This is a genomic window from Xanthomonas sp. SHU 199 (assembly GCF_000364665.1).
Classification (GTDB): domain Bacteria; phylum Pseudomonadota; class Gammaproteobacteria; order Xanthomonadales; family Xanthomonadaceae; genus Xanthomonas_A; species Xanthomonas_A sontii.
In genome coordinates this window covers 1-14,544 of sequence record NZ_AQOI01000748.1, presented here as the reverse complement: position 1 = coordinate 14,544, position 14,544 = coordinate 1, and the positions used below count along the sequence as shown (strand labels likewise).

Genomic DNA, 14,544 nt, shown 5'->3' with positions numbered 1-14,544 from the left:
TGCATGCACCAGCAATCGCAGCGCCGCCGATAGCGACCGGTGGTCGTCCCACCAGCCCACGCCTGCGACCAGCACCAGGCCGGCGGCGACGGTGGCGATGCCCGCGCCGTGCTGCGGCCATTGCAGGGCCGCCCAGCCGCAGGCCAGCAGCACCGCCGCCACGATCGCCACGCCGCCGCCGCGTGGCGTCGCCACGGTGTGGCTGCGCCGCTCGCCGGGCGCGTCCATCAACTTGCGTTTGAGTGCGTACTGGCGCGACAGCCAGGTGCCAGCCGCGCTGAACACCCCAAGCGCCAAGAGCAGCGCGGCTCCTGCGATGGGCACTACACCACCGCGTAGTTGAGCAACGGCTTAACCGTGCCCCACTCCTTGCAGCTGGGGCATTGCCAGTGGTGGGTGCGCGCGCCGAAGCCGCAGCGGGTGCAGCGATAGCTGGGATTGCGCACCAGCAGCTGGTCGGTGATGTGCTTGAGATCCTGCAGGGTCGCGGTGGAATCGGCGCCCTCGGCCAGGGTCAGGTCGATCAGCGCGGACTCGCCGCGCACCGACGGCCGGTCCTTGAGCTGCCGGCCCAGGTAGGAACGCGCGGCGGAAATGCCTTCCTGCGACTCCATCAGGCGGGTCAGCGCCAGCACCGGAGCGATGCCGCGGTAGTGCTCGGTCATCTCCGACAGGAACGCGCGCGCGCCGCTGAGATCGTTGCCGCGGCGGTAGCACTCCATCAGCGCCGGCATGATCTCCGGCAGGTAGTCCGGGTCGTGGCGCGCGGCGCGCTCGAAGGCGCGGATGGCGGCCTCGTCGTTGCCGTCGTCGACATCGATGCGCCCTTCCAGGATGCCGGCACGCACCGACTTGGCATCGGCCTGGTAGGCGCGCGCGATCGCCTCCCGCGCCAGATCGTTCTTGCCGGAGGCGCGGTAGCGGTCGGCCAGCTCGCATTCGAACTGGGCGATCAGCTTGCCCATCGGCTCGCCGGTCACCTCTTCGTAGCGGGTGGCGTTGTCGATGGCCTTTTCCCAGTCGCGTTCGGCCTGGTAGATGCCGATCAGGTGCTTGAGCGCCTGCGGCGCACGCTGGTCGATCTGCGCCAGCTCGGTGAACACGGTTTCGGCGCGGTCCAGCAGCCCCGACTTCATGTAGTCCTCGCCCAGCGCCAGCAAGGCCTGCACGCGTTGCGCGTCGCTCAGGTCGCCGCGCTGGACCAGGCCCTGGTGCAGGCGGATGGCGCGGTCGACCTCACCGCGGCGACGGAACAGGTGTCCCAGCGCGACCTGGGTCTCGAAGGTTTCCTTGTCCAGTTCGGCGATGTGCAGGAACAGCTCGATCGCCTTGTCCGGCTGCTCGTTGAGCAGGTAGTTGAGGCCGCGGAAATAGGTGCTGGACAGCCGGCTGACCTGGGTATCGCCATGGCGCTGGCCGCCACGGCGGCCGATCACCCAGCCGCTCAATGCCGCCAGCGGCAGGAACAGGAAGAACCAGAACCACTCGGTCAGAAAGTCCATCGAAGATCAGCGTCCGTCCAAGGGCTGGTGGGCATGGGGGGAGACCGGCGCGACGGCCGGGGTCGCGGCGTTCGCGGTCTTGTTGGCGCGACGCAGCTTGGCATACAGGGGGATCACCAGGGCCGCCAGGACCAGCGAGGCGCCGATCAGCACGCCGGCGAACAGCGAGACGATGATGGCGATGCCGGAGGTGGTGGCGATGCTGGAGAACACGAAGTTGATCTGGATCGGCTGCGAATTGAGCGACCCGATGACCAGGCCGGCCAACAGCAACACCAGCAGGATCAGCAGTCGTGCGATCTTCATGAGCAACTCCAGCGTCGGGAGACACTAGATTAGCCGAACAGGCGTGGATTCCGGCAAGCGCCGGACGCCGGGCTCAGGGCGTGTCGGATTCGACCGGGACGACGCCGCTCACGCGCTCGCGCAGCTCCTTGCCGGGCTTGAAATGCGGCACGTGCTTGCCGGGAAGCGCGACGGACTCGCCGGTCTTGGGATTGCGTCCCAGGCGCGGCGGCCGGTAATGCAGGGAAAAGCTGCCGAAGCCGCGGATCTCGATGCGATCGCCGCCGGACAGGGCGCCGCCCATCATTTCCAACAACGACTTCACCGCCAGATCGACGTCGTCCGACTTCAGATGCGCCTGCTTGCGCGCCAGGATTTCGATCAGCTCGGATTTGGTCATTTACGGATGCGTGCAGTGGGGTCGCAACCTGGCACGGCCCGGGAACACCGGGCCGTGCCAGTAACGCTGCGTGTGGCGGATTACTCGGACTTGTTGCCGTTCAGCTGCGCACGCAGCAGCGCGCCCAGCTGGGTGGTGCCGCCCGACGCGGACTGGTATTCCTCCAGCACTTCGCGCATTTCGGCATCGTCCTTGGCCTTGATCGACAGCTGCAGGGTGCGGCCCTTGCGGTCCATGCCCACGAACTTGGCTTCGATCTTGTCGCCGACCTTCAGGTGCTGGCTGGCGTCGTCGACGCGCTCGTTGGCGATGTCGCGCGCAGCGACGTAGCCTTCGATGCCGTCGGCCAGGTCGATGGTGGCGCCCTTGGCGTCCACTTCACGCACCACGCCCTCGACCTTCGAGCCCTTCGGGTTGGCGGCCATGTACTGGCCGAACGGATCCTGCTCCAGCTGCTTGACGCCCAGGCTGATGCGCTCGCGCTCCGGGTCCACCGCCAGCACCACCGCTTCCAGCGTGTCGCCCTTCTTGAAGTTGCGCACGATGTCTTCGCCGGTGGTGTTCCAGCTGATGTCGGACAGGTGCACCAGGCCGTCGATGCCGCCGTCCAGGCCGATGAAGATGCCGAAGTCGGTGATCGACTTGATCTGGCCGGACACCTTGTCGTTCTTCTTGTGGGTGGCGGCGAAGGTTTCCCACGGATTGGCGGCGACCTGCTTCATGCCCAGCGAGATGCGGCGACGCTCTTCGTCCACGTCCAGCACCATCACTTCGACTTCGTCGCCGACCTGCACGACCTTGGACGGGTTGACGTTCTTGTTGGTCCAGTCCATCTCGGACACGTGCACCAGGCCTTCCACGCCCGGCTCGATCTCGACGAACGCGCCGTAATCGGTGACGTTGGAGACCTTGCCGAACACGCGGCTGTTGGCCGGGTAACGGCGCGCGATGTTGTCCCACGGATCCTCGCCCAGTTGCTTCAGGCCGAGGCTGACGCGGTTACGCTCGCGATCGAACTTCAGCACGCGCACGTCCAGCTCGTCGCCGACGTTGACCACTTCGGACGGATGGCGCACGCGCTTCCAGGCCATGTCGGTGATGTGCAGCAGGCCGTCGATGCCGCCCAGGTCCACGAACGCGCCGTAGTCGGTCAGGTTCTTGACCACGCCCTTCAGGATCGCGCCTTCCTGCAGCTTGTCCATCAGCTGCTCGCGCTCTTCCGAGTGCTCGCTCTCGACCACCGCACGACGCGAGACCACCACGTTGTTGCGCTTGCGGTCCAGCTTGATCAGCTTGAACTCCAGTTCCTTGCCTTCCAGGTAGGCCGGGTCGCGCACCGGGCGCACATCCACCAGCGAACCGGGCAGGAACGCGCGGACATCCTTGATGTCCACGGTGAAACCACCCTTGACCTTGCCGCTGATGCGGCCGGTGATGGTCTCGTTCTTCTCCAACGCTTCTTCCAGCTCGTCCCACACCATGGCGCGCTTGGCCTTCTCGCGCGACAGCACGGTCTCGCCGAAGCCGTTCTCGAGCGAGTCGAGCGCGACCTTGACCAGGTCGCCTTCGGCGACGTCGATTTCGCCAGCGTCGTTACGGAACTGCTCGATCGGCACGATGCCTTCGGACTTCAGGCCGGCGTTGATCACCACCACGTCGCCGCGGACTTCCACGACGGTACCGGTGACGATGGCGCCGGGCTTCAGCTTGGCCAGGTTGGCTTGGCTGGCTTCGAACAGTTCGGCAAAAGATTCGGTCATTTGAAATTACTCTAGTGGACACACGGACAGGGCGTTTTCTTCTGGAAAACAGCGACTGTCCACCTGTTAGTCGGCCCGAACAGCGGCCGGGTGTGGAATGGAAAAACCGCAGCGCGGAATTGCGCAGCGGAGCCTTTGACGCTATCGATGGAACATGGATGTTGCGGGTGTAACGAGGAACCGGTGGCGTGCATGACGCCACCAAACTGCTGCCCTGCCCTGCGTGCCGCTCAGACCGGCAGCAACTGCAGGACGCGGCCCACCACCTGGTCGATGTCCATGCCGGTGGTATCGAGGAGGACGGCATCGTCTGCCGGCCTCAGCGGGGCCACCGCGCGTTGCGCATCGCGTGCGTCGCGGGCCATGATCTCGCGCAGCAGGTCGTCGAATATAACCGAAACCCCTTTTTCCTTCAACTGCTTATGCCGGCGCTGGGCGCGCTCCTCGGCGCTGGCGGTCAGGAACACCTTGTACGGGGCGTCCGGAAAAATCACCGTCCCCATGTCGCGGCCGTCGGCGACCAGCCCCGGCGGGGTGCGGAAGGCGCGCTGGCGCTGTTTCAGCGCCGCACGCACCTCGGGGATGGCGGCGATCGCCGAGGCCACCGCACCAGTGGTCTCCAGGCGCAGCTCGTCGGTGGCATCGGCGCCGTTGATCCGCACCCGCAGGCCGCCATCGGCGACCTCGTCGAAATCCACCCGGGTGTCGAACGTGCAGCGCACCAGGGCGGCGGCGTCGGAAATGTCCAGATTGGCCCAGCTTGCCGCCACCCCGACCGCCCGGTACAGCGCCCCCGAATCCAGGTAATGCCAGCCCAGGCGGGCGGCGACGATGCGGCTGACGGTGCCTTTGCCGGCCCCGGAAGGGCCATCGATGGTCAGGACGGGAGCGGGCTCGTTCATGCGGTTCCTCGGACGGGGGGCGGCGCATTGTAGCGCCGACGCCGGCCGGGCTGGCGCAAGCAGTTGAAACCATGAAGAAAACCAGGCTACAATCGCCGGCTTACTGATCCCGCGCCATGGTTTCGGCCGTGCCGCCCTCCTTCGAATCCACAAGTTTACGCCGAGGTGTGCCATGAAAGTCCTGTCCTCCCTGAAGTCGGCGAAGGCCCGTCACCGCGACTGCAAGGTGGTCCGCCGCCGCGGCAAGGTCTTCGTGATCTGCAAGTCCAACCCCCGTTTCAAGGCGCGTCAGCGCTGATCCGACCCGGCCTGCCCTGCCGCGCCGCGCGCAGCGGTGGCCGGTCGTCGACGAAAGCCGCCTTCGGGCGGTTTTTTGTTATCGAAGTTTGCTGTAATCGGCGCTCGTCCTCTGGGGAGTACACGTGATGAAGCATCGTCTGTCCGTCCTTCCGCTGCTGGCCGTGTTGGGCCTGGCCGGCGGCGCCCAAGCCGAGACCCTCCTGGTCGACCGGGTCAAGGAAGAGCCCGCCGCGGCGCTGCCGACCCGCGGCCTGAGCATGGCCCAGGTGCAGGCGCGCTACGGCGCCCCGCAGCAGAAGCTGGAGCCGCGTGGCGGCCAGAAGCGGCAATGGCCGACCATCAACCGCTGGGTCTATCCGGCCTTCACCGTGTACTTCGAGAAACAGAAGGTGGTGGACGTGGTCGCCAACAAGGCCGACGCCAACGAGATCGGCCCGAAACCCGCGATCCGCTGACGCCGACCCTGCGCCCGGTCGCGCGTGCGCCTGGCCGAGCACCCCAGCACTGCCGCGTCGCGGTCGCCCAGCCGCGGCGCGGCGCAAAGCTCCCGCGCCCCGTCGGTGCGGGATACGAACGACACACACCCTGGCGCGATGCCGGGCACAACCTGAGTAGTGGTCGCAATGACTGATCGTCTTCGCCTTCCCGCGGAATGGGAGCCCCAGTCCGCCATCCTGATCGCCTGGCCGCATGCCGGCACCGACTGGGCAGAGCGCCTGGCCGAGGTCGAGGAAACCTACATCGCCCTGGTCGCGGCGATCGTGCGCTTCCAGCGGGTGCTGATCTGCGTGGCCGACGCCGACCTGCAGATCTACGCCGAGGCGCGCTTACGCTCGGCGCGGGTGGACATGCAGCGGGTGCGCTTCGTCGAGGCCGAGTACGACGACACCTGGCTGCGCGATTCCGGCCCGATCACCCTGGCGCGCGCCGGCGGCGGCTTCCAGCTGCTGGACTTCCGCTTCACCGGCTGGGGCGGCAAGTTCCAGGCCAGTCGTGACGACCAGTTGGTGAGCGTGCTGGCCGAGCAGGGCCTGTTCGCCGACAGCGACGTGCGCCGCATCGACTTCGCCCTGGAAGGCGGCGCCATCGACTGCGATGGCGCCGGCACCCTGCTGACCACCTGGCAGTGCCTGCACGAGCGCCACCCGCAGCGCAGCCGCGAATCGCTCAGCCACGACCTGGCCGACTGGCTGGCGCAGCAGCGCGTGCTGTGGCTGGACCACGGCTACCTGGAAGGCGACGACACCGACGCGCACATCGACACCCTCGCCCGCTTCGCCGGGACCGATGCGATCGTCTACCAGGCCTGCGACGACGCCGGCGATTCGCACTACGCCGAACTGCAGGCGATGGGCGCCGAACTGGCCGCGTTGCGTACCGCCGAGGGCGCGCCCTATCGGCTGTTCCCGCTGCCGTGGGCGCAGCCGGTCATCGATGAGGGCCGGCGCCTGGCCGCCTCCTACGCCAACTTCCTGATCGTCAACGGCGCGGTGCTGATGCCGGCCTACGGCGACGCGGCCGATGCGCAGGCGCAGGCGGTGATGGCGCAGGCCTTCCCGCAGCACGAGATCGTGCCGATCCCCTGTCGCGCGCTGATCTGGCAGAACGGCAGCCTGCACTGCATCACCATGCAGCTGCCGGCCGGACTGCTGGCGGACTGAACCGCCGCGCCTGCGCCGCACGCCGGCGCAGCACCGAGCACCCGCGCCGCCGCCACGCGTGGCGCGGGATTCATCTCCCCGGAACCTGCCGCGCGGCCATCCGCGCTACCATGCCGGTTTACCGCGAACCTTGATTCCGCAATGAGCCGAAACACTCTTTCCGTCGCGCTGATCCAGGAGCGCAACCACGGCGACGCCGCGGCGAACCTGGCAGCGATCGAATCGCGTGTGGCCGAGGCCGCCGCGCAGGGCGCGCAGCTGGTGCTGCTGCAGGAACTGCACAACGGCGCGTACTTCTGCCAGCACGAATCGGTGGACGAATTCGACCTGGCCGAGCCGATTCCCGGCCCCAGCACCGAGCGCCTGGGCGCGCTGGCCAAGCGCCATGGCGTGGTCTTGGTCGGCTCGCTGTTCGAGCGCCGCGCCGCCGGGCTGTACCACAACACCGCGGTGGTGTTCGAAAAGGACGGCAGCCTGCTGGGCAAGTACCGCAAGATGCACATCCCCGACGATCCGGGTTTCTACGAGAAGTTCTACTTCACCCCGGGCGATCTGGGCTTCACCCCGATCCAGACCTCGGTCGGCCGCCTCGGCGTACTGGTGTGCTGGGACCAGTGGTACCCGGAAGCGGCGCGGCTGATGGCCCTGGCCGGCGCCGAACTGCTGCTGTACCCGACTGCGATCGGCTGGGACCCCAGCGACGAACAGGCCGAGCAGGAACGCCAGCGCGATGCCTGGATCCTCAGCCATCGCGGCCATGCCGTGGCCAACGGCGTGCCGGTGCTCAGCTGCAACCGGGTCGGCCACGAGCCGTCGCCGCTGGGCGCGGCGGGCATCCAGTTCTGGGGCAACAGCCACGTGCTCGGCCCGCAGGGCGAGTTCATCGCCGAGGCCGGCGCCGAGCCGACCGTACTGGTCTGCGACGTGGACCTGCAGCGCAGCGAGCACGTGCGGCGGATCTGGCCGTTCCTGCGCGACCGCCGCATCGACGCCTACGGCGACCTGCTGAAGCGCTACATCGACTGAGCCGCACCGCCTTGGACGACCTGCAGCTGCGTGCGGCCGAGGCCGCCGACGTTCCCGCGATCACCGCGCTGTACGCCGACGAGGTGCGCCGCCACGTCAATACCTACGAGGATGTGGCGCCGGACCAGGCCGAGATGCTGCGGCGCATGCAGGACGTGACCGCGCGCGGCTATCCGTATCTGGTCGCATGCACCGCCGACGGACGCCTGGCCGGCTATGCCTATGCCAGCAGCTACCGGCCGCGCGCCGCGTATCGCTGGACCGTGGAGGACACCGTATACGTCGATCCCGCGCTGCACGGCCGCGGCGTCGGCGCGGCGCTGTTGCAGGCGCTGATCGCCGACTGCACGGCGCGCGGCTTCCGGCAGATGATCGCGGTGATCGGCGAGCCGGGCAATCACGCCTCGGTCCGCCTGCACCAGCGTTTCGGCTTCGTGCCGGTCGGCGTCTTCCGCGGACTCGGGCGCAAGCACGGGCGCTGGCTGGATACCTTACAGATGCAACGCCCGCTGGGCCCCGGCGCCGATGAGGCGCCCTCCGATGAGTGATGGAATGAACGCATTTTCCCAGGCCGACGGCGACGACGCGCTGTTCGACGGCCAACCATACCGCATCGTCGAACGCGACGGCATCCGCTACACCCTGCTCGGCACCGCGCACGTGTCCCTGGCCAGCGTCGCTGCCGTGGAACGGGCGATCGGCAGTGGCCGTTTCGATGCGGTGGCGGTGGAACTGGATCCGCAACGCCTGCAGGCGCTGACCGACCCGGACGCACTGACCAAGCTGGACCTGGTGCAGGTGATCCGCAAGGGCCGCGTGGCCCTGTTCGCCGCCAACCTGGCGCTGGCCGCCTACCAGCGGCGCCTGGCCGAGCAACTGGGCATCGAGCCCGGCGCCGAACTCAAGCGCGCAGTCCTGCTGGCGCGCGAACGGCAGTTGCCGGTGTACCTGATCGATCGCGAAGTCGGCCTGACCTTCAAGCGCGCCTCCAGCCGGCTCGGCTTCTTCGGCAAGCTGAAGCTGGCCAGCGGCCTGCTCGGCGGCTTGTTCGCGTCCGACGAGGTCGGCGAGGCGGAGATCGAGAAGCTCAAGCAGGGCGACATGCTCGAAGCCAGCTTCGGCGATTTCGCCAGCGAGAGCCCGGCGCTGTACGACACCATCATCGCCGAGCGCGACCGCTACATGGCCACGCGCCTGCGCGAGGAACAGGCGCAACAGCGCGCGCTGCCGCTGGCCGGCAATGCCGAACCGCTGGACGGCGCGCCGTCGACCGGCGTGCGCGACGTGCTGGCGGTGGTCGGCGCGGGCCACCTGGCCGGCCTGGCGCGGCACCTGCAGGGCGACCAGGACGACCCGGCGACGCTGCGCAAGGCGCTGGAAGAGGTGCAGACCAAGAAGAAGGTGCCGTGGATCACCCTGACCCTGACCGCGCTGGTGCTGGGCGGCGTGGCCTGGGGCTACTGGCACGGCGGCTTCGCACTGGGCACCGACCTGCTGCTGCAGTGGGTGCTGTTCACCGGCGGCCTGGCCGGGCTGGGCTGCATCCTGGCCGGCGGGCATCCGCTGAGCGTGATCGCCGGCGCCATCGCCGCGCCGCTGAAGCCGTTCCGCCCGGGCTTGCCGGCCGGGGCGTTCAGCGCCCTGGTCGAAGTGCACATGCGCAAGCCGGCCTATGGCGATTTCCTGGCGCTGCGCGACGATGCGCAGAACCTGCGCGGCTGGTACCGCAACCGCGTCTCGCGGGTGGTGCTGACCTTCCTGCTGACCAACCTGGGCAGCATGCTCGGCGTGTGGCTGGCCGGCTTCCGCATCTTCGGCAAGTTGGCGGGTTGAACCACACTGCGCTGCAGCGGTAACTGCTGCCGCGCAAGTGTCGCCTTTGTGGGAGGGGCTTCAGCCCCGACGCCTCGGCGGTACGGCGTCGGGGCTGAAGCCCCTCCCACAGGTCGTCTGAAGCCTCCGGATCAGGACACCATCTGCGCGGCGACGTCGCGACGCCCACGCGCGCGCCGCACCAGGTTGGCCACGCCGTTGCTCAGATCGTCCAGGATTGCGTAGATGGTCGGCAGGAACAGCAGGCTGACCACGGTCGAGAACGCCAGGCCGCCGGCGATGGCGCGCGCCATCGGGTAGTAGGCCGGGCCGTCGCCGAACATCTGCGTGGTGGTCAGCGAGATCGGCACCATCGCCAGGATCGCCGTGCCCATGGTCATCATGATCGGGCGAAGGCGCTCGCGCGAGCCTTCGATCAGCGCCTCGGTGCGGCCCAGCCCGCGCCGGCGCAGGTTGTTGATGTGCTCGATCATCACGATGCCGTTGTTCACCACCACGCCCATCAGCACCAGGATGCCGATGAAGGCCATGATCCCGAAGCTGGTGCCGGTGATCCAGAACAGCCAGAACACGCCGAACACCGAGAACAGCACACCGCTCATGATCGCCACCGGGAACAGCAGCGATTCGAACATCGCGGCCATGACCACGTAGATCATCACCAGCGCGATCAGCAGGTTGAACAGCATTTGCTTGCTGGCCTGGTCGTCGTCCTGGCCGTCCGCGCCGTCGAAGCTGTAGCGGTAGCCGACCGGGAAGCTGACTGCGTTGAGGGTGTCCTCGATCGCCTGCTTGGCTTCCGGCGCGGTGACCTTGGCGCCGAGGTTGGCGGTGATGGTCAGCGTGGTCTGCCGGTTGGTACGGGCGATCTGGGTCGCGGCCGCGCGCGGCTGCGTTTCGACCAGGCTCAGCAGCGGCACGCTGCGCCCGTCCTGGGTGCGCACGTTGAAGCTGTCCAGGTCTTCCGGCGAGGTCTGCTCGGCACCGGCGAAGCGCACCCACACCGGCACCTCGTTGTCGCCGTGGCGGAACTCGCGCAGCGACGCGCCGCGCAGCGCCAGGCCGACGAAGCTGGCGACCTGCTCGGCGCTGAAGCCGAACGCGGCGGCGCGCTCGCGGTCCACCCGCACCGCCAGTTCGGCGCTGCGATCGCCGCTGTCCACGCGCACGTCGCGCAGCTCCTTGCGCCGCGCCAGCACCGGCACCACGTCGTCGGCAAGCGCGCGCAGCGCCTCGGTGGAATCGCCGACGAGCTGCACCTGCACGGTCTGCCCGCCGCCGTTGCCGCCATCGCCGCCGTTGCTGTTGCCGACGTGGAAATCGACCCGCGCCGAGCGCGGCAGTTCCTTGCGGATGCGTTCCATCAGTGCCGGCAGGTCGCGGACCTGCTTCAGATCGACGGTGAGCGTGGTGCTGCTGCCCTCCTCCTCGCTGAACCAGGAATACACCTGGGTCACGTGGTACTGCGCGCGGCGCGCGTCGATGAAGCGTTCCAGCCGGGTCACTTCCTCGGCCATCTGCTCGCGCGTGTAGGCGCCCTTCCACTGGTAGCCGATGAAGACCTGCTCGCCGCCGTCGCCGCCGAACATGTCCTTCTTGGTCTGCAGCATCGGGATCACGCTCAGCGCGCTGATCAGCACGATCGCGCACACGCTCCAGCCACGGTGCGCCAGCGACCAGGCCAGCACCCGCGCGTAGCGGCGCTGCAGGCGCGGGATCAGTCCGTGCGGGGAATGCAGCAGCGCCGGGGTGCGCATGCGCGCCGACAGCATCGGGATCAGGCTCACCGCCACCAGCCACGACGCCAGCAGCGACACCGAGATGGTGATGGCGATCTGCGACATGAAGATGCTGATGTTGTTGGTCTCGCCGAACAGGTTCGGCAGGAACACGATGCAGTGGCACAGGGTGCCGGCCGACAGCGCGATGGCGACATTGCGGGTGCCGAGGATGGAAGCGCGCTGCGGCTGGTCCGGCATGCGCTCGCGCTCCTGGTAGATGCTCTCCACCACCACCACCGCGTTGTCCACCAGCATGCCCACCGCCAGCAGCAGGCCCATCATGGTCAGGATGTTGAGGGTGACCCCGGCGAAGTACATGAAGCCCAGGGTGATGGCGAAGCAGATCGGGATCGCCAGGGTCACCATCAGGGTCGACGGCCAGTGCCGCAGGAAGAAGAACAGCACCGTCACCGACAGCAGCAGGCCCACAGCGCCGGCTTCGGCCAGTTCCGCCAGCGACGAGGTCACCGCCTTGCCCTGGTTGTCGATGACCTTGATCTGCACGTCGCTCAGCGCCGGCTGCTTGCGGATCTGCTCGACCTCGGCCAGCACCGCGCGCGAGACCTCGACCAGATTCGCGCTGCGCTCCTTGAACACGTCCAGCCCCACCGCCGGGCGCCCGTCCAGGCGCCGGCCGTAGCTCATCCGGGTCGGCTTCAGCCGCACCTCGGCGATGTCGCCCAGGCGCAGGCCCTTGGCATCGATGACCAGGTCGCGCAGCTCCTGCAGGTCGCGCAGCTCGCCGACCGGCTGCACCCGCAGGCGCTGGCCGTTGTCGTCGATCTGCCCGGCCGACAGCGAGAAGTTGAGCTTGCCGAGGCGCTCGCTGAGTTGGTTGAGGCTGAGGTTGTGCGCGCTGAGCCGGTCCGGCGCGATGGCGATCTCGACCTCGTTCGGTGGCGCGCCCGACACCGACACCTTGGCCACCCCGGGAATGCGCTCCAGGCGGCGCTTGAACTCGCGGTCGAGCATGTCGTACGCGCCGGTCAGGTCGGCCGCGCCGGCCAGGCGCACTTTCAACACCGGCTGATCGCTGCTGGACCACTTGAACACGTTGTAGCGCCGCAGGTCGGCCGGCAGGTCGGCGCGGATCGCGTCGATACGCTCGCGCGCATCGGAGGCGGCGATGGCGATGTCGCGGTCCCAGTCGGAGAACTCGATGAAGATGTTGGCGCCGTCGGCGGTGGCGGTCGAGCGCATGCGCTTGATCCCGGTCATCGTCGCCAGCGCTTCCTCGGTCGGCCGCACCAGGTTGCGCTCGACCTCGTCCGGAGTGGAGCCGGTGTACGGCAGCTGCACGAACAGGAACGGCGCGGAGATGTCCGGCAAGGCCTCCAGCGGCAGGCGGAAGGCGGCGATCAGCCCGACCACCACCAGCGACACGAAGCACATGATGGTGGTGACCGGACGGCGGATGCTGAACTCGGCGACGCTCATGCCGGCGCGCCCTCGCCGTCCTGCAGGCGCTGCTCGCCGTTTTCACGTTGCCGCGCACGCCGCCCGCGTTCGGCGTAGTACGCGTCGGCGCGGCGGTCCAGGCGGTCGTAGACCACCGGGATCACCAGCAAGGTCAGCAGCGTGGACACCAGCAGCCCGCCGATCACGGTGATCGCCATCGGCGCGCGCACCTCGGCGCCCTCGCCGCTGGCGATCGCCAGCGGCAGGAAGCCGAACAGCGTGCACAGCGTGGTCATCACGATCGGCCGCAACCGCGAGCGTGCGCCTTCGATCAGCGCCGCGCGCTTGGCCACGCCCTCCTCGCGCAACTGGTTGACCTTGTCGATCAGGATGATCGCGTTCTTGGTCACCAGGCCCACCAGCAGGATCAGGCCGATGAACACCACCACCGACACCGGCTTACCGGTCAGCAGCAGCGCCAGCACCGCGCCGACCAGCGCCAGGGGGATGGTGAACAGGATGACGAACGGGTGCAGCAGCGACTCGAACTGCGAAGCCATCACCAAGTACACCAGGAATACCGCCAGGCCGAACGCGAACAGCAGCGAGCGCGCCGACTGCGCCAGTTCCTCGCCCTGCCCGCCGATGTGCATGCCGACGCCGGCGCCGAGCGGATCGCGCGCCACCATTTCGCCCACTTCGCGCACCGCCGTGCCCAGGTCGATGTCGCGCAGATTGGCCGAGACGATCGCCACGCGGATCTGGTCGGCGCGGTGGATCTCGCTGGGACCGGTGGTGGCGACCACGTCGGCGACCGCGTCCAGGGTCACCGGCCGGCTGCTGCCCGGATTGACGATCAGCCGGCGGATGCTGTCGACGCTGGCGCGGTCGCTCTGCTGCGCGCGCACCAGCACGTCGATCTTGCGGTCGCGGAAGCTGTAGCGGGTGGCGACGTCGCCGCGCACCTTCTTCACCACCACGTCGGCGATCTGCCGCGTGGTCAGCCCCAGCGCGCCGGCACGTTCCTGGTCGAAGCGGATCTGGATCTCCGGGAAGCCCTCCTCCACCGTGGATTTGACGTCGGCGAAGTGGCCGTTGCCGCGCAGCAACGCCGCCAGCTTCTGCCCGGCGTGCTGGATGGTCTGCAGGTCCTGGCCGCGCAGTTCGATCTCCAGCGGCGTGGAGAAACTGAACAGCTCCGGCCGGCTGAAACCGACCTGCACGCCCGGATGGTTGCGCATCGTCGCGCGCATGCGCTCGCTCTGCTGCGCCTCGAACTGCGCGCTGCCGCCGCCGGCCATGGCGATGGTCAGCTTGCCGATGTTCTCGCCGCTCTCGGTGGGGTTGGCGTCGAGCCGGGTGCCGCTGCCGCTGACCCCGTACAGCGCCTGCACGCCCGCGTCCTTGCCGTGCACCTCCTGCAGTTCGCGCACCAGCGCATCGGTCTGCCGCAGCGGCGTGCCGGCCGGCAGCTTCACCGTCATCTCGAAACGATCCTGCGCCAGCTGCGGGATCAGGTCGGCGCCCAGCAGCGGCGCCACCGCCAGGGTCGCGGCGAAGGCCAGCGCCGCCAGTCCCAGCACCCAGCCCGGACGCGCCAGCGCACCTGGCAGCAGCCGCAGATAGCCGCGCTCGGCCAGCGCGTACGGCGCCATCGCCAGGGCGCTGGCCTTGCGCATCACCGGCGCGACCACCA

Annotated in this window: 13 protein-coding genes and 1 pseudogene; 6 read left to right on the top strand and 8 right to left on the bottom strand. The window is 68.5% G+C overall.

The genetic code is table 11. The features are described 5' to 3' along the window. From D183_RS0120830 to cmk, 6 genes and pseudogenes are all read right to left on the bottom strand, one after another. Positions 1-324: pseudogene (locus D183_RS0120830) on the bottom strand (lipopolysaccharide biosynthesis protein); the annotation flags it as partial. Then, positions 324-1,502 (bottom strand): lipopolysaccharide assembly protein LapB, encoded by a 1,179-nt coding sequence (gene lapB / locus D183_RS0120825; protein WP_017910701.1) that lies wholly within the window; start codon positions 1,500-1,502, stop codon positions 324-326. The pseudogene D183_RS0120830 and the gene lapB, both read right to left, overlap by 1 nt. Positions 1,503-1,508: 6 nt before the next feature. Next, positions 1,509-1,808, bottom strand: coding sequence for a LapA family protein (locus D183_RS0120820; protein WP_017910700.1), 300 nt, complete (start codon positions 1,806-1,808; stop codon positions 1,509-1,511). Positions 1,809-1,881: 73 nt separating this feature from the next. Beyond that, a complete protein-coding gene (locus tag D183_RS0120815; RefSeq protein ID WP_010342890.1) occupies positions 1,882-2,187 on the bottom strand; it encodes an integration host factor subunit beta in 306 nt (101 codons plus the stop codon). An 80-nt stretch (positions 2,188-2,267) separates the two neighbouring features. Beyond that, complete coding sequence (gene rpsA, locus D183_RS0120810; RefSeq protein ID WP_010342889.1) at positions 2,268-3,947, bottom strand: 30S ribosomal protein S1; 1,680 nt, start codon at positions 3,945-3,947, stop codon at positions 2,268-2,270. Between the two features lie 230 nt (positions 3,948-4,177). Beyond that, the gene (cmk, locus tag D183_RS0120805) at positions 4,178-4,849 is read right to left on the bottom strand and encodes a (d)CMP kinase (protein WP_017910699.1); all 672 of its coding nucleotides are present in this window, start codon (positions 4,847-4,849) and stop codon (positions 4,178-4,180) included. 172 nt (positions 4,850-5,021) lie between these two features. Here cmk and ykgO point away from each other — a divergent pair, with 172 nt between their 5' ends. From ykgO to D183_RS0120775, 6 genes are all read left to right on the top strand, one after another. Then, positions 5,022-5,147: a type B 50S ribosomal protein L36 gene (gene ykgO, locus D183_RS0120800; RefSeq protein ID WP_010342887.1), complete on the top strand. Its 126-nt coding sequence runs from the start codon at positions 5,022-5,024 to the stop codon at positions 5,145-5,147. A gap of 127 nt (positions 5,148-5,274) precedes the next feature. Continuing rightward, the gene (locus D183_RS0120795) at positions 5,275-5,604 is read left to right on the top strand and encodes a hypothetical protein (RefSeq protein WP_017910698.1); all 330 of its coding nucleotides are present in this window, start codon (positions 5,275-5,277) and stop codon (positions 5,602-5,604) included. 168 nt (positions 5,605-5,772) lie between these two features. Beyond that, the gene (locus D183_RS0120790; RefSeq protein ID WP_017910697.1) at positions 5,773-6,810 is read left to right on the top strand and encodes an agmatine deiminase family protein; all 1,038 of its coding nucleotides are present in this window, start codon (positions 5,773-5,775) and stop codon (positions 6,808-6,810) included. A gap of 141 nt (positions 6,811-6,951) precedes the next feature. Beyond that, positions 6,952-7,836, top strand: coding sequence for a carbon-nitrogen hydrolase (locus D183_RS0120785; RefSeq protein ID WP_017910696.1), 885 nt, complete (start codon positions 6,952-6,954; stop codon positions 7,834-7,836). A gap of 11 nt (positions 7,837-7,847) precedes the next feature. Next, positions 7,848-8,384: a GNAT family N-acetyltransferase gene (locus tag D183_RS0120780; protein ID WP_017910695.1), complete on the top strand. Its 537-nt coding sequence runs from the start codon at positions 7,848-7,850 to the stop codon at positions 8,382-8,384. Further along, entirely contained in the window at positions 8,377-9,669 is a 1,293-nt protein-coding gene (locus D183_RS0120775; RefSeq protein WP_039729075.1) for a TraB/GumN family protein, read from the top strand. Before D183_RS0120780 ends, D183_RS0120775 begins: the two co-directional genes overlap by 8 nt. Positions 9,670-9,800: 131 nt before the next feature. Here D183_RS0120775 and D183_RS0120770 read toward each other — a convergent pair whose 3' ends face one another. After that, the gene (locus tag D183_RS0120770) at positions 9,801-12,887 is read right to left on the bottom strand and encodes an efflux RND transporter permease subunit (protein ID WP_017910693.1); all 3,087 of its coding nucleotides are present in this window, start codon (positions 12,885-12,887) and stop codon (positions 9,801-9,803) included. Continuing rightward, positions 12,884-14,544 (bottom strand): efflux RND transporter permease subunit (locus D183_RS25505; RefSeq protein ID WP_017910692.1); only part of this gene is annotated, 1,661 nt, incomplete at its 5' end. The genes D183_RS25505 and D183_RS0120770, both read right to left, overlap by 4 nt.

Coding starts and splice junctions, on each gene's coding strand:
- lapB (WP_017910701.1), bottom strand. CDS start 1,502: ATGGACTTTCTGACCGAGTGGTTCTGGTTCTTCCTGTTCCTGCCGCTG.
- D183_RS0120820 (WP_017910700.1), bottom strand. CDS start 1,808: ATGAAGATCGCACGACTGCTGATCCTGCTGGTGTTGCTGTTGGCCGGC.
- D183_RS0120815 (WP_010342890.1), bottom strand. CDS start 2,187: ATGACCAAATCCGAGCTGATCGAAATCCTGGCGCGCAAGCAGGCGCAT.
- rpsA (WP_010342889.1), bottom strand. CDS start 3,947: ATGACCGAATCTTTTGCCGAACTGTTCGAAGCCAGCCAAGCCAACCTG.
- cmk (WP_017910699.1), bottom strand. CDS start 4,849: ATGAACGAGCCCGCTCCCGTCCTGACCATCGATGGCCCTTCCGGGGCC.
- ykgO (WP_010342887.1), top strand. CDS start 5,022: ATGAAAGTCCTGTCCTCCCTGAAGTCGGCGAAGGCCCGTCACCGCGAC.
- D183_RS0120795 (WP_017910698.1), top strand. CDS start 5,275: ATGAAGCATCGTCTGTCCGTCCTTCCGCTGCTGGCCGTGTTGGGCCTG.
- D183_RS0120790 (WP_017910697.1), top strand. CDS start 5,773: ATGACTGATCGTCTTCGCCTTCCCGCGGAATGGGAGCCCCAGTCCGCC.
- D183_RS0120785 (WP_017910696.1), top strand. CDS start 6,952: ATGAGCCGAAACACTCTTTCCGTCGCGCTGATCCAGGAGCGCAACCAC.
- D183_RS0120775 (WP_039729075.1), top strand. CDS start 8,377: ATGAGTGATGGAATGAACGCATTTTCCCAGGCCGACGGCGACGACGCG.
- D183_RS0120770 (WP_017910693.1), bottom strand. CDS start 12,887: ATGAGCGTCGCCGAGTTCAGCATCCGCCGTCCGGTCACCACCATCATG.